The following is a 13,748-nucleotide window of genomic DNA, read 5'->3' on the forward strand; positions in this document are numbered from 1 at the left end:
ACCTCACGACTGACGGCCAGTGGCGGCCTGCTTGATGGCCTCGCGGATGCGCACATAGGTGCCGCAGCGGCAGATGTTGCCGGCCATGGCGGCGTCGATGTCGGAATCGTCGGGGTTTGGCGTTGCCGCCAGCAATGCCGCAGCCGACATGATCTGGCCGGACTGGCAGTAACCGCACTGGACCACTTCGGCCTCTAACCAGGCCTTTTGCACCTTCGCACCCGCAGGTGTGCTGCCGACGTGCTCGATGGTGGTGATGGTGCGGTTCTCGACCGCGCTGACCGGCAGCACGCAGGAGCGCACCGCCTTGCCGTCGACATGCACCGTGCAGGCGCCGCATTGCGCGATGCCGCAGCCGAACTTGGTGCCGGTCATCCCGAGGATGTCGCGCAGCACCCACAGCAGCGGCATGTCCGGTGGCGCGTCGAAGGATTTCGTTTCGCCGTTGATGGTGAGAACAGTTGCCATGTGCATCCCCTTGCTCGACGATCGCTTGCGGCGATCAAGCCGACGAAATTTCCGCGCGACCATAATCATAACGACGCGAAACGATGAAGAGTCGAAATTCCTGGCAATGCATATTTGCGCGACCGAAGCGTCAGGCCATGACGTTCACGAATTTGTGCGACGATCGCTGCTACGGTTTTGGGCTAATTGATATGATAATCGTCATGTTTTGACGCATTTTCGCCGCGCGCCTCGATGGTCGCCGCAGACGATCGTGCGGATGTGCAAATTCATGCGATGACGAAATTCGTGCGATTGGGAAAGTCGGGCGACGGCGAGCACGGCGCACGGGATCAGTTGCAACGGCCAACGGCCGGATCGCCGACGTGCGCGACGATGACATCATGCTCCTGTCTTGCCCGACGGAGCAATGGTTCATCGGCGCCTAAAGTGCGATAGCTGAAGTCGGATCGCGTTCGGCCGATGGCACAGCTCTCTCGGTCCCCTCCACCGCAGGGGGGAGGGAACGCGCCTGCGCGGGGCGCTGGATGAGTCTCTTCGCCAGGCGCGTAAGCCATTGATTCCACGCGCCCCGGCTACTGTGCATGGGGTTGTTTTTCAGGTTTTTGATTCAAGGGCCGTCGCGACACCCGTCAGCCGTGACGGAAGCCCATCCGGAACGCGCCCCAGTGCTTGCCGCGGATCATGATCGGCGAGGACAGGTCCTTCATCAGCACGAACTGCCCGCCGCCCATGTCGCGGCGATAGGTCTGGAGCAGGAACGGCTTGGTGTTCGCCGCGACCTTCTTCACCGCGCGGTCGTTGAACAGGCGGCGGTTGCGGCAATTGGCGTTATTCCAGACCGGGTCCTTGCCCTGCGGCAGGCGGTAGTTTGGATTGTGGGTCGGCAGGTAGCCGCCCCTGGCCCAGGCGACGCAGAACACGATGCGGGGGTCGGATTTCTGGATCGGGTCCTGGATGGCGGGCAGCACGCGGTCGGTGAAGTCGACGTAGCTGGTGAGATACTGCTTTGGATCGGTGCCGGGAATTTCCCGGTACTTCTCGTCCATGAGCTGGTCGAGCGTGATCTCGCCGCGATCGATCGCGGCCTCGAACTCGGCCGAGATCCGCTTGGCGGTCTCGACGACCGCGCGGATCAGCGGCGCGTCCGACGTCTCCACGCCGCTGTCGGCGATCATCGCGATCAGGCCTTCGGAGGTGTCGAGCAGCTTCGTCACCCGCTGATCGGCGCTCTTGAGATCGCGCGAGGAGAGGTCGACGCCCTTGGCGAGCTCGTTGAGCTCGCTGATGACGGTGTCGCAATGGCCGAGATTGGAGGTCGCCGCACGCGCGACGCTGTCGATCTCCGCCTCCACGGAGGCGAAACCCTGCTGGACGCGCGAGATGATACTGGAGATCTGCTGGGCGCCTTCGCCGGCGGTCTTCGCGCGCTGCGAGGCGTCGCTGCTCTCGCCGATCAGGCCTTCGATCTGGCCGTCGAGATCGCGCACGGTGTCGGAGATCTGGTGCGTGGCCTGGCGGGTGGCTTCGGCGAGGTTCTTCACCTCGCTTGCGACCACCGCGAAGCCGCGGCCGGCATTGCCGGCCCGCGCTGCCTCGATGGTGGCGTTGAGAGCGAGCAGATTGGTCTGTTTCGCGATTGCTTCGATCGAGCCGGATACCTTTGCCACCTGCGCCAGCGCCGAGCCGACCGCGCTCAAGCGCGCCTCGATCCGCCCCACGGCGGCGACAAGCTCGGAGATGTGGCTGACGGCGGTATCGACGGCGTTGCGCGACTGCGCGATCTCGCCGACCGCAGCGGACGTCGTCGTTTGCACCGCCTGCGACGCATTGGCGATGTCGTGGTTGGCCGAGACCATCGTCTGGGCCGTCTCCTGGAGGTGATGGAACCGTTCCGACTGGTTCGCGACGCGGTTTGCGACTTCCTGGACGTTGCCGGCAATGTCGGCGAGCTCCACGCCGAGACCGCCGATGCGGTCGGCGAGCTGGTCGATCAGTCGTTCGGCGAGCGTCCGGTTGGATCCGGTGTCCAGTACGGCAAGTTGTGCGACGGACATGTCTTGAGAGTCCTCCAGTCAGAGCCGTGCGCCGGCTCCCGCGGCATTCCCAGTCCAGCTTCGACCTTAGAGGATGATTCGCGCCCGGCGTCTTGCCTAGGAGTGCACGAGAGCGTGCACTACAGCTTGTAAGCGGTGCGGAATCCGCCCCAGTGCCGGCCCTGCACGCGGATCGGGACGTCGATCTCGCGCATCATCACCGTGGTCCCGTTGCCCATGTCGCGCGCATAGCTCTGGACCAGGTACGAGCGCAGGTTGCGCGCGGCCGCCAACCCCGCCGGATCGTTGAAAATGCGCCGGTTGCGGCTGTTGGCCGTGTTCCAGGCGACGTCGCCCGGCCGCTGCGGATGCGAATAGATCTTGTTGTGCACCGGCAGGAAGCCGTTGCGGTCGACCATGGCGCAGAACGCCATGCGCGGTTCCTTGGCGAGAAACGCTTCCTGGAACGGCGGCAGCGCGCGGTCGGCCCAGTCCAGATATCTGGTGCGGTATTGCTGCGGACTGGTGCCCGCAATCTCCACATAGTCGGTGTCGAACAGGTCTTCGTTCCTGACCTCGCCGCGTGCAACCGCCTGCTCGAAGATCGCGGTCAGCGCGCTGCCGGCTTCCATGGCGCGGGTGACGAACTCCGTGTTCTCCTCGTGGATCGCCCACAGCCGGTCTTCGATCTTCTCGCGGAGCTCGGCATTGGGATTGACGAAGTGCGCGCGGGCTCCGGCCTTGGATTGCTCGACGACGCGCAGGCGGCAGGCGCCGACCTGTTCGAGGCTGCCTTCGATCATCGCTTGCGGTGCAAGACGGCCTGCGTCCGCACCGCCGATCAGCACGCCGTCCATCGCGATCTCGTAGACCGGCATCACTCCGCGCGCGCTCTCGAACTTGAGATGGCAGGGCAGGCGCTCGGTCTTGCGGCGGTCGTCGTGCTCGCTCTGGCGCAGCAGCACCGCGCAGCGCGATTTCAGCTTCTGTGCGAAGGTGGTGACTGCCTTGCCGGCGCTGGCGACGTTCTCGCCATGGGTCTCGGCCGCCTTGGTTGCGGCATCGATCTCGGCGGCGCTCTGGCCGACCGAGACGATGAACTCCGACGCGCTCGCGGCATTGCCTGAGACTTCGCTCGTGGTGGCGTTCTGCTCGGCGACCGCGCCATTGACGGTTTCGAAGACGGGGCGGATCGCCTCGATCGCCTGCGAAATGCGGTGCACGGCATCGGCGGAGCCGGCGGCGTCGCGCTGGAGCGCGTCGATCTTCTTGGTGATCTCTTCCGTCGCTCCCTGGGTCTGCACCGCGAGTGCCTTGACCTCGGTGGCGACGACCGCGAAACCCTTGCCCGCAGCGCCGGCGCGCGCGGCCTCGATGGTCGAGTTGAGCGCGAGCAGGGTCGTCTGCCGCGCGATCTGCGCGATCAGATTGACGACGTTGCCGATGGCGGCGGAGGATTCCCGCAAGCGGTCGACATTGGCGCGGGCTTCCTGCGCTGCGGCACTGGCCTCGTCGGCGAGCTTGCCGGCCTCGCGAACCTGCGCCCCGATGCCTTGGGCGGACTGGGTGAACTTGTCGGCGGCATGGGCGAAGGTGGATGCGGTCGACTGCGCGGCGTTGGTGCGGCCGGTCAGGGCGTCGGTGCGGTCGCGAATGGCCGCAAGGGTCACGGCGGTCGCTTCGGCGCCGCCGGCCACCGAATTGGCGGCGCGCTCGAGCTGGCGAATCATCGCGCCCAGCTCGAGTTCCAGCAGTTCCAGGATTTCCCTGGCCGAATCGCCCTCAGTGGCCGGGCCGGGCTCGGAATGGGCCGGCGGCTGCGCAGCCTGCGGGGCGGCCGCAGGCGCAGCCATGTCCGGCAGACGCTTCCGAAATAGTCCGAACGCCATCAGGTCTCTCTTGTCGGGGGACGGTCGGACGTTATTTTCGCAGTCCGGAATGAAGTCAGGGTTAACGATGCCTGACATCTAGGCCCGAGGCATTACTGTGTTACCTTAAAGTCGTAGAGCCTCTTCATTTCGGTGGGTTGGCGGCCTATAAGGCCGCGCTTCCCACTCACCTTGGCTGACGATTCCTTTACGAGACCACGCATGGCCGGACATTCCCAATTCAAGAACATCATGCACCGCAAGGGGCGGCAGGATGCCCAGAAGTCGAAGCTGTTCGGCAAGCTGGCGCGGGAAATCACCGTCGCCGCCAAGCTGGGGACGCCCGACCCCGCCATGAACCCGCGCCTGCGCGCCGCCGTGATCGCCGCGCGCCAGGAGAACATGCCGAAGGACAATATCGAGCGCGCGATCAAGAAGGCGCTCGGCAGCGACGGCGAGAACTATGACGAGATCCGCTACGAGGGCTATGGCCCCGGCGGCGTCGCCGTCATCGTCGAGGCGCTGACCGACAACCGCAACCGCGCCGCTTCCGACATCCGCTCCTTCTTCACCAAGTCCGGCGGCAACCTCGGCGAAACCGGCTCGGTCTCCTTCATGTTCGACCGCACCGGCATCATCGAATACGACCGCAGCGTCGCCTCCGACGACGCGGTGCTGGATGCTGCGATCGAGGCCGGCGCCGACGACGTGATCTCGGGCGAAGGCGGCCACGAGATCTACGCCTCGACCGAAGGCTATCGCGACGTCGCCAAGGCGCTGGAAGCCAAGTTCGGCGAGCCGCGCAAGGCCGCGCTGATCTGGAAGCCGCAGAACACGGTCGCCGTGGACGACGAGACCGGCGAGAAGCTGCTCAAGCTGATGGACCTGCTCAACGAGCACGACGACGTCCAGCACGTCTACGCCAATTTCGAGGTGTCGGACGCGCTGATGGCGAAGATGGGCGGGTAGGGCCGTTAATTCCAAACTCCGCTGTCGTCGCCCGGCTTGACCGGGCGACCCAGTATTCCAGAGACGCCGGATGGATACGGAGAAGCCGGAGCGTACTGGATACCCCGCTTTCGCGGGGTATGACGCCGGAGTGTAGGGCGGGCGCCGTCCGACCATCACCGCGAACCCACTTCCCCTGTTACTTTCGTTCTGTTTCTGTTTCGCTCCAGGCAGCCAGCCGCTATCACTGGCCCATGACTGCGCTCCCGATTCGTGGCCCCGTTCGCATCATCGGCATCGACCCCGGCCTGCGCCGTACCGGCTGGGGCGTGATCGAGGCCGAGGGCAACCGCCTGATCTATGTCGCCTGCGGCTCGGTGGAACCGCCGGACGACCTGCCGCTGTCCAGCCGCCTGCTCGCGATCCATGAAGGGCTCGCGGCCGTTCTGTCCGATCACAAGCCGATGGAAGCCGCGGTCGAGCAGACCTTTGTCAACAAGGACGGCGTTGCCACCCTGAAGCTCGGCCAGGCCCGCGGCGTCGCCATGCTGGCGCCCGCAATGTTCGGCATCAGCGTCGCCGAATACGCGCCGAACCAGGTGAAGAAGACCGTGGTCGGTGCCGGCCATGCCGACAAGCAACAGATCGCGATGATGCTGAAGATATTGCTGCCGAAAGCCGAGCCGCCGTCAGCGGACGCCGCCGACGCGCTCGCTATCGCCATCACCCACGCCCACCACCGCCAGAGCACCGCGCTCAGGCTGAAGGTGGTGGGGATATGATTGGCAAGCTCAAGGGCCTGATCGATTCCTACGGCGAGGACTATGTCATCCTCGACGTCGGCGGCGTCGGCTACCAGGTGCATTGCTCGACGCGCACGCTGCAGCATCTGCCCTCGCCGGGCGAAGCCGCCGTGCTGTCGATCGAGACCTATGTCCGCGAGGACCAGATCAAACTGTTCGGCTTCCGCACCGACCAGGAGCGCGAATGGTTTCGCCTGCTCCAGACCGTGCAGGGCGTCGGCGCCAAGGTCGCGCTCGCGGTACTCGGCACGCTGGCGCCGTCCGACCTCGCCAATGCGATTGCCCTGCGCGACAAGGCCGCGGTGGCACGCACGCCCGGCGTCGGCCCCAAGGTTGCCGAGCGCATCGTCACCGAATTGAAGGACAAGGCGCCGGCCTTCGCCAATGTCGATCCCGCCGTGGTGCACCTTGCCGGCGCCGTCGACGACCAGCGCGCGCCGCGGCCAGTCGCGGATGCGATCTCCGCGCTGGTCAATCTCGGTTACGGCCAGCCGCAGGCGGCGGCCGCCATTGCGTCGGCCTCGCGCAGCGCGGGTGAGGGCGCCGAGACGGCGCAGCTCATTCGCCTCGGCCTGAAGGAACTCGCGAAGTGAGCGATCCCAAGGCCAACCGCATGGTTTCGCCCGAGCGCCGCAGCGATGACGTCGGCGACACCGCGCTGCGCCCGCAATCGTTGTCCGACTTCGTGGGCCAGCAGCAGGCCCGCAAGAATCTCTCGATCTTCATCGAGGCCGCGCGCAAGCGCGGCGAGGCGCTGGATCACGTGCTGTTCGTAGGTCCCCCGGGCCTCGGCAAGACCACGCTGGCGCAGATCGTGGCCAAGGAGCTCGGCGTCGGCTTTCGCGCCACATCGGGTCCCGTGATTGCCAAGGCCGGCGATCTCGCAGCGCTCCTGACCAATCTCGAAGAGCGCGACGTGCTCTTCATCGACGAGATCCATCGCCTGAGCCCGGCGGTGGAGGAAGTGCTCTATCCCGCGATGGAGGATTTTCAGCTCGACCTCATCATCGGCGAGGGCCCGGCGGCGCGCTCGGTGAAGATCGAGCTGTCGAAATTCACCCTCGTCGGCGCCACGACGCGTGCGGGCCTGCTCACCAATCCCTTGCGCGATCGCTTCGGCATTCCGGTCCGGCTCAATTTCTACACCATCGAGGAATTGGAGAGCATTGTCAGCCGCGGCGCGCGCGTGCTGAACGTCGGCATGAGCGCGGATGGCGCCAACGAGATCGCGCGCCGCGCCCGCGGCACGCCGCGTATCGCCGGGCGCCTGCTCCGGCGCGTGCGCGATTTTGCTTCGGCGGCGAATGCCGACACGATCGATCGCAAGATCGCCGATCACGCACTCAGTGCGCTCGAGGTCGACGCCGCGGGCCTGGATGCCATGGACCGCCGCTATCTCACGACCATCGCGATGAACTATGGCGGCGGTCCCGTCGGTGTCGAGACGATGGCCGCAGCGCTCTCCGAGCCGCGCGATGCGATCGAGGACATCATCGAGCCCTATCTGATCCAGTGCGGCTATCTCCAGCGCACCCCGCGCGGCCGGCTGCTCACCTCGCACGCCTTCCGCCATCTTGGCCTCGCCGAACCCAATCGCGATGCGGCACAGTTCGGCCTGTTCGGCACCGACGAAAGCGACGACTGATCGCCGCAGTCGATGAACCCACCGGTTCCATCCCGGCACTAATCCGAACGCGCGGCGAACATGATCGCCGCACACGGACTGGAGTGGGAAGGAATGGCGCCGACGGACGACACGAGGCTGCTCAAGACCATCGCGCCGCAGCTGCGCACGCCCGACGAGACCGAGGCGCTGCTGGATTCGATGCCGCTCGGCGAGCTGGCGTCGATGTGGTGCGCGCTTCAGCGCGTCAGCCGTCGCGACCAGGTCGGCAGCATCTGGGCCATCAAGGTCTATTTCGATCATCTGCCGCATCGCAGGCCGCAAGCCGCGCTCGATCTCGTGCTCGATGTTCTCAAGACCGAGACCGACAAGCCGACGGTGATGCAGCTCAACGACAAGTTCCTGCTGGCGCTATTCTATGCGCATGGCACGGAGGTGATGGCGCGTGTCGAGCAGGAAGCCGCGCACAATGACCGGCTGCGCTGGCTGCTGGGCGGCGTGCATGTCGGTCCCGACGATCCCTCGATGTCGCGTATTGCAGGCCTCGCCGATCGCGAGGCGTGGCATGCCGACCATCTGGCGCAGCGCACGCCGCGCGAACCGCTCGATTGCGCCAACATGTCGGTCGCCGAGCTCGCGCGCGCCTGGGTCGAGCAATATTCCAGATCCGAGCGCGACCAGGACGACAATCTGTTCGCGATCATGGATTTCGAGCGCGACCTGCGCGAGGACGATCCCGACAGGATGATCGACCTGATCCTGGAGATCCTCAAGATCGAGTCCAACCCGGTGCTGCTGTCGCTGCTGGCCGCCGGTCCCCTCGAAGACGTGATCAGCGTCGGGACGATCGACCGCATCGAGCGCGAGGCGCGCGCCGACGCACGTTTTCGCGATCTGCTCGGCGGCGTCTGGTACTACCGTGCGCCCGACGAATTGAAGGCGCGGCTGGATGCGCTGGTCGGCGAGAGCCGATGGTAGCCTGTGCAGACCGTCTGCACCGAGATGCAGGCGGTCTGCACGAGCCAACCCCAATTCCGCTTCAATCGGCCCGCATCAAGATGCCGTAGCAGAAGCGGACTTCCATGATCACGCGCCGTCATCTCATCCGTTCCTTCGGCGGCCTGTCCGCCCTCGGTGTCTCGACCGCCGCCTACGGCGTCGGTATCGAGCCGGTGCTGCGGCTCGGCGTCACCCGCTATCGTCCGACCCCGCGGCAATGGCCGGCGGATCTGCCGCTCAAGATCGCCGTGATCGCCGACGTCCATGCCTGCGATCCCTGGATGTCGCTGGAGCGGATCGAGGCCATCGTCGACCGCACCAATGGGTTGAACGCCGACCTCATCGTGCTGCTCGGCGACTATGTCGCCGGACTTCACCAGGTCACGCGCATCATTCCCGCGAACGAATGGGCCAGGGTGCTCGCGGGCCTGAAAGCGCCGCTCGGCGTCCATGCCGTCATGGGCAATCACGATTATTGGGTGGACAGGGCCGTGCAGCAGGCCGGGTATGGCCCGACGGTGGCGCATCGTGCGCTGGAGGCGGCCGGCATCCCCGTCTACGAGAACGACGCCGTGCGTCTCACCAAGGACGGCCGCCCGTTCTGGCTCGCCGGCCTCGGCGATCAGCTCGCCTTTCTGCCGGCGCGGCGCTTCCGGCGCACCGGGCGCGTCGGCGCCGACGATCTCGCCGCGACGCTCGCCAAGGTCACGGACGACGCGCCGATCATCCTGCTCGCGCACGAGCCCAACATCGCCCCGCGCGTGCCCGCGCGCGTCGCGCTGCAACTGTCCGGCCACACCCATGGCGGCCAGGTCCGGCTGCTCGGCTGGTCGCCGGCAGTTCCCCGGCAGCACGGCCTCCGGCTCGCCTATGGTCATGTCAGGCTGAAATGCGACGTCATCATCTCCGGCGGCCTCGGTTGCAGCATCATGCCGCTCCGTGTCGGCGTGCCGCCGGAGATCGTCGAGGTGACGCTGGGGAGGACGGGGCCGGCAGTGGCGTAGCCTGCGCTTGCACGGCCGGCCGTTTTTGCGCAAAACGGGCCGGTAGCAAATAGCGAAGAGGCACGCGACGTGACTGCCCATCTCGACGGCGAGATCCGCGACGGCCGCCATCACATGCAGGTCCGCGTCTACTACGAGGACACGGATTTCTCCGGCATCGTCTATCACGCCAATTATCTGCGCTTCATGGAGCGCGGGCGCACCAATCACCTGCGGCTGATGGGTGCCGAGCAGCAGGCGCTGTTCGAGCAGCCCGCGACGGAGGATGCCGGCTTCGCCTTCGTGGTGCGCTCGATGCACCTCGATTTCCTCAAGCCCGCGCGGATGGACGACGTGCTCGACGTCGTGACCTGGCCGGTCGCGGTGAAGGGGGCCTCCATCATGCTCGCACAGGAGGTCCGGCGCGGCGAGGATGTGCTGGTCAAGGCCGAGGTGCGCGTCGCCTTCATCAGCGGCGGCCGTGCCCAGCCGATCCCGAAATCGATCCGCACGTTGATGAAGGCCGATCTGATTTCGTGATCGCCCGATTGGTGATGGCCACTCGACTCCGCCGGCTGCGGCGATAGATTTGCGGCCCCGACCAACCGATGAGGCCATCATGTCGCGCCCGCCGCTTCCGCCCTTCACGAAAGAGACCGCCGCGCAAAAGGCCCGCATGGCGGAGGACGCCTGGAATTCACGCGACCCGGTGCGCGTTTCGCTCGCCTATACCGAGGACAGCCGCTGGCGCAATCGCTCGGAAGTCTTCCAGGGCCGCGAGGCCATCGTCGCCTTCCTCACTCGCAAATGGGAGAAGGAGCACGACTACCGCCTGATCAAGGACCTCTGGGCCTTCGACGGCAACCGCATCGCCGTGCGCTTCCAGTACGAGTGGCACGATGCGAGCGGCCAGTGGTATCGCTCCTACGGCAACGAGCAGTGGGAGTTCGACGAGCACGGCCTGATGAAGCGGCGCGAGGCGTCGATCAACGACATCATGATTGCCGAGAAGGACCGCCGGTTTCATTGGCCCGCGCCGGGGCCGCGGCCGGCGGATGTGGCGGGGCTGGGGACTGACCCGTTCTGAGCCGCGCAAGCAACTCTCAATCCTCATGGTGAGGAGCCGCGAAGCGGCGTCTCGAACCATGCAGGCCCTGCTGCCGCATCCGGGCCTTCATCCTTCGAGACGCGCGCGAGAGCGCGCTCCTCAGGATGAGGGGAGAGATTTGCGCGCCAGAAACCGCGCAATCGCCCCGCCGAGCTTTGCGTTGTCCAGCGGCTCTGCCAGCGATGCCCTCGCAGTGGCAACCACATCCTCCGGCGCCTTGCCGTCGCGCAGTGCGCAGCACACTTCGGCGAACTCCACGTCGAACTCGGGATGCGGCTGCACGGTCAAGGTCGCGCCGTTGGCGTAGAGCAGGCCGGCATGCGGGGTGAACTCGGATGAGAGGATCGTCAGCGCTTCGTTCGGTGGCTCGATCACCTGGTCCTGGTGTGAGGCGGCGATGGCGACCGCTTCGCCTTCGACGACGCCGTTCTCCGGCAGCACCTGATAGACATGCCGGCCGATGCCCCAGCCCTTCTCGGACTTGCGCACGGTGCCGCCGAGCGCCTGCGCAATCAGTTGATGGCCGAAGCAGACGCCGACCATCGGCGTCTTGCTGGCGTAGGCTTTACGGACAAAGTCCTCGAGCGGCGCGATCCAGTCGAGCCCGTCATAGACGCCGGCGGCCGCGCCGGTGATCAGCACGGCTTCGAGCTTGCCAGGATCGGGAAGCGTGTCACCGTTCGGGATGCTGACCACGTCGACCGTGGCTGTCGGATCCTCGGCGCGGACCATGCGCTCGAACATGTCGGGAAACGAGCCGTGGCGTTCGCGATATTTTTGCGGAACTTTTCCCGTCTCGATGATGGTGATGCGTGCCATCTGCCCCCCAAGGTAAAAGGTTGCGAAGCTCAGTCGCTATCTGCCCCATGTTGCTGGTGTGGCGCTGTGCTTTCCAGCAGCGCGCTCTCCTTTCGCACCTCGTTGAGAAAGGCCTTGGCGAGGCGTGACAGCGGCTCGGCTTCCGACCACAGCATGTAGGCGACCGCGTGGGTCGTCGGCGTGAAAGGCCGGACGACGAGGCCATTGCCGCCGTTCTGCCGCGGCGAGAACGGATCGACCACCGCGGCACCGACGCCGGCGGCGGAGAGCACGCAGGCGGTGTTGCAGTAGCGCACCTCGACCGTCGGCTGGAACGGCGCACCGGCACGGGCAAAGCTGTCGCGCACGGCCTCGCCGAGCCGCGTGCCGCGCTCGAGCCCGATGAAGGGCAGGCCGGACAGATCCGCCGCCGAGATCGCGGGCCTGTCGGCGAGCGGATGCTGCGGCGGCAGCACGCACACCATCTCGCCGGTGTGCACCACCTCATGCGCGATGCCGGGATGATGCGTCAGCCCGAGCGCGAAGCCGAGCTCGGCGACACGGCTGAGCACGCCCTCGATGATGCCCTCGTAGCGCCGCACGTCGAAGAAGACGCGCGTCTCTGGGCGGCGGCGCAGGAAGCTGGATAGCGCGGACGGGATGATGCTGTAGGCAAGCGGCGGGGTTGCCACGATCGCAAGATGTCCGGACCGGTTCTCGCGCAGGTCGCGTACGCGGTTCTCGAGTTTTGCGTGCAGCGCGAAGATCGCCTCGCTCTCCTTGTAGAGCGCCATCGCTTCGGCAGTCGGAAACAGCCGGTTGTTGACGCGCTCGAACAGCGCAAACCCCGCCTGTGCCTCCATCGTCTTGAGCGCATTGCTGACCGCGGGCTGCGACAGTGCCAGCTCGTCCGCCGCCGCGACCGTGGTGCGGTGGCGGATGACGGCGCGCAGGATCTCGAGCTGACGCAGGTTCATATCACTGCCGGTTATACTCTGGGCCAAAAGATCATAACAGAACGAATTGATTTTGCAGCCCCGCTTCCGCGTAATGGACGCGGATTTGCACGTCGCATCAAAGGGTTCATTCGCCCATTGAGGCAGCACTGCGCACAGATTGGAGGCAATCTTGGTTCGTGTCCTTCGCGCCGCCGCCGCCCAGATGGGCCCGACGCAGAAAGCAGACTCGCGTGAGCATACGCTCTCGCGCATGCTTGCACTGCTGGAGGAGGCCGCCGGCCGCGGTGCCAGCCTCGTGGTGTTTCCGGAGCTTGCCTTCACCACTTTCTTTCCGCGCTGGCTGCTCGAAGGCGAAGCGCTCGACCATTATTTCGAGCGCGGCATGCCGAACCCGGCCGTGGCGAAGCTGTTCGCCCGTGCGCGTGCGCTCCGCGTCGGCTTCTATGTCGGCTATGCCGAGCTGACGCCCGACGGCCGCCGCTACAATTGCGCCATCCTGGTCGATCGTGACGGCGAGATTCTCGGCCGCTATCGCAAGGTGCATCTGCCGGGCTCGGTCGAGCCGCGTCCGGGCGCGCGCTACCAGCAGCTGGAGAAGCGCTATTTCGAATATGGCGATCTCGGCTTTCCCGCCTTCCGCGCCGGATCGGCCTGGGCCCACGCCATCATGGGCATGATGATCTGCAACGATCGCCGCTGGCCGGAATCCTGGCGCGTGCTCGGCCTGCAGGGCGTCGAGCTCGTCTGCATCGGCTACAATTCGGCGGCCTACGATCCGAATGGAGGCACCACCGAAGACGGCGCCTTGCGCACCTTCCACTCGACACTGGTGACGCAGGCCAATGCCTACATGAACGCGACCTGGGCGATCTCGGTGGCGAAGGCGGGCGAGGAGGACGGCTCCGGGCTGATCGGCGGCTCCTGCATCGTCGATCCCAACGGCTGCATCGTCGCGCAGGCGCAGACGCTGGCGGACGAGGTGATCGTTGCCGACATCGATCTCGACCTCTGCCGCCAGGGCAAGGACAAGATGTTCAATTTCGCCGCCCACCGGCGGCCCGAGCAATACAGGGTGATCACCGAACGCGCCGGCGTCATCGAGCCGGCCGTTCTCGACGCGGACTGAACAGGTGGCACGGCGCTGGCAAGCGTCG

The 13,748-nt window shown here is 66.1% G+C and carries 14 protein-coding genes; 9 read left to right on the forward strand and 5 right to left on the reverse strand.

Annotation, left to right across the window (positions count from 1 at the left end):
- Positions 1-3: 3 nt before the first annotated feature.
- From XI08_RS42790 to XI08_RS42800, 3 genes are all read right to left on the reverse strand, one after another.
- Positions 4-468, reverse strand: a complete 465-nt coding sequence (locus tag XI08_RS42790) for a (2Fe-2S)-binding protein (protein WP_209312083.1) — start codon at positions 466-468, stop codon at positions 4-6.
- A 632-nt stretch (positions 469-1,100) separates the two neighbouring features.
- The gene (locus XI08_RS42795) at positions 1,101-2,525 is read right to left on the reverse strand and encodes a methyl-accepting chemotaxis protein (RefSeq protein ID WP_271579025.1); all 1,425 of its coding nucleotides are present in this window, start codon (positions 2,523-2,525) and stop codon (positions 1,101-1,103) included.
- Positions 2,526-2,644: 119 nt separating this feature from the next.
- The gene (locus XI08_RS42800; protein ID WP_271579026.1) at positions 2,645-4,393 is read right to left on the reverse strand and encodes a methyl-accepting chemotaxis protein; all 1,749 of its coding nucleotides are present in this window, start codon (positions 4,391-4,393) and stop codon (positions 2,645-2,647) included.
- 201 nt (positions 4,394-4,594) lie between these two features.
- Between XI08_RS42800 and XI08_RS42805 the strand changes: the two genes are divergently transcribed.
- The 8 genes from XI08_RS42805 (at position 4,595) to XI08_RS42840 (ending at position 10,816) form a co-directional block, all read left to right on the forward strand.
- Positions 4,595-5,341: a YebC/PmpR family DNA-binding transcriptional regulator gene (locus XI08_RS42805; protein WP_092186776.1), complete on the forward strand. Its 747-nt coding sequence runs from the start codon at positions 4,595-4,597 to the stop codon at positions 5,339-5,341.
- A 233-nt stretch (positions 5,342-5,574) separates the two neighbouring features.
- On the forward strand, positions 5,575-6,102 hold the full coding sequence (gene ruvC, locus XI08_RS42810) for a crossover junction endodeoxyribonuclease RuvC (RefSeq protein WP_027548336.1): 528 nt from the start codon (positions 5,575-5,577) through the stop codon (positions 6,100-6,102).
- On the forward strand, positions 6,099-6,716 hold the full coding sequence (gene ruvA / locus XI08_RS42815) for a Holliday junction branch migration protein RuvA (RefSeq protein ID WP_271579027.1): 618 nt from the start codon (positions 6,099-6,101) through the stop codon (positions 6,714-6,716). The genes ruvC and ruvA overlap by 4 nt, the downstream gene beginning before the upstream one ends.
- 20 nt (positions 6,717-6,736) lie before the next feature.
- Positions 6,737-7,768 carry a Holliday junction branch migration DNA helicase RuvB gene (gene ruvB, locus XI08_RS42820; RefSeq protein ID WP_209312087.1) on the forward strand — a complete coding sequence of 344 codons (1,032 nt, stop codon included), beginning with the start codon at positions 6,737-6,739 and terminating at the stop codon, positions 7,766-7,768.
- 93 nt (positions 7,769-7,861) lie between these two features.
- Entirely contained in the window at positions 7,862-8,725 is an 864-nt protein-coding gene (locus tag XI08_RS42825; RefSeq protein WP_271579028.1) for a DUF6869 domain-containing protein, read from the forward strand.
- Between the two features lie 104 nt (positions 8,726-8,829).
- The gene (locus XI08_RS42830) at positions 8,830-9,750 is read left to right on the forward strand and encodes a metallophosphoesterase (protein WP_271579029.1); all 921 of its coding nucleotides are present in this window, start codon (positions 8,830-8,832) and stop codon (positions 9,748-9,750) included.
- Between the two features lie 114 nt (positions 9,751-9,864).
- Positions 9,865-10,269 carry a tol-pal system-associated acyl-CoA thioesterase gene (gene ybgC, locus XI08_RS42835; protein ID WP_244550181.1) on the forward strand — a complete coding sequence of 135 codons (405 nt, stop codon included), beginning with the start codon at positions 9,865-9,867 and terminating at the stop codon, positions 10,267-10,269.
- A 79-nt stretch (positions 10,270-10,348) separates the two neighbouring features.
- A complete protein-coding gene (locus tag XI08_RS42840) occupies positions 10,349-10,816 on the forward strand; it encodes a nuclear transport factor 2 family protein (RefSeq protein ID WP_271568761.1) in 468 nt (155 codons plus the stop codon).
- A gap of 120 nt (positions 10,817-10,936) precedes the next feature.
- Here the strand turns inward: XI08_RS42840 and XI08_RS42845 are convergent, their stop codons facing one another.
- The gene (locus XI08_RS42845; protein ID WP_271579030.1) at positions 10,937-11,656 is read right to left on the reverse strand and encodes a type 1 glutamine amidotransferase; all 720 of its coding nucleotides are present in this window, start codon (positions 11,654-11,656) and stop codon (positions 10,937-10,939) included.
- Positions 11,657-11,685: 29 nt separating this feature from the next.
- A complete protein-coding gene (locus tag XI08_RS42850) occupies positions 11,686-12,612 on the reverse strand; it encodes a LysR family transcriptional regulator (protein WP_271579031.1) in 927 nt (308 codons plus the stop codon).
- 151 nt (positions 12,613-12,763) lie between these two features.
- Here XI08_RS42850 and XI08_RS42855 point away from each other — a divergent pair, with 151 nt between their 5' ends.
- Positions 12,764-13,720: an N-carbamoyl-D-amino-acid hydrolase gene (locus XI08_RS42855; protein WP_271579032.1), complete on the forward strand. Its 957-nt coding sequence runs from the start codon at positions 12,764-12,766 to the stop codon at positions 13,718-13,720.
- The last annotated feature ends 28 nt before the right edge of the window (positions 13,721-13,748 follow it).

The organism is Bradyrhizobium sp. CCBAU 11361 (genome assembly GCF_028128935.1).
In the GTDB taxonomy this organism is placed as follows: Bacteria; Pseudomonadota; Alphaproteobacteria; order Rhizobiales; family Xanthobacteraceae; genus Bradyrhizobium; species Bradyrhizobium niftali.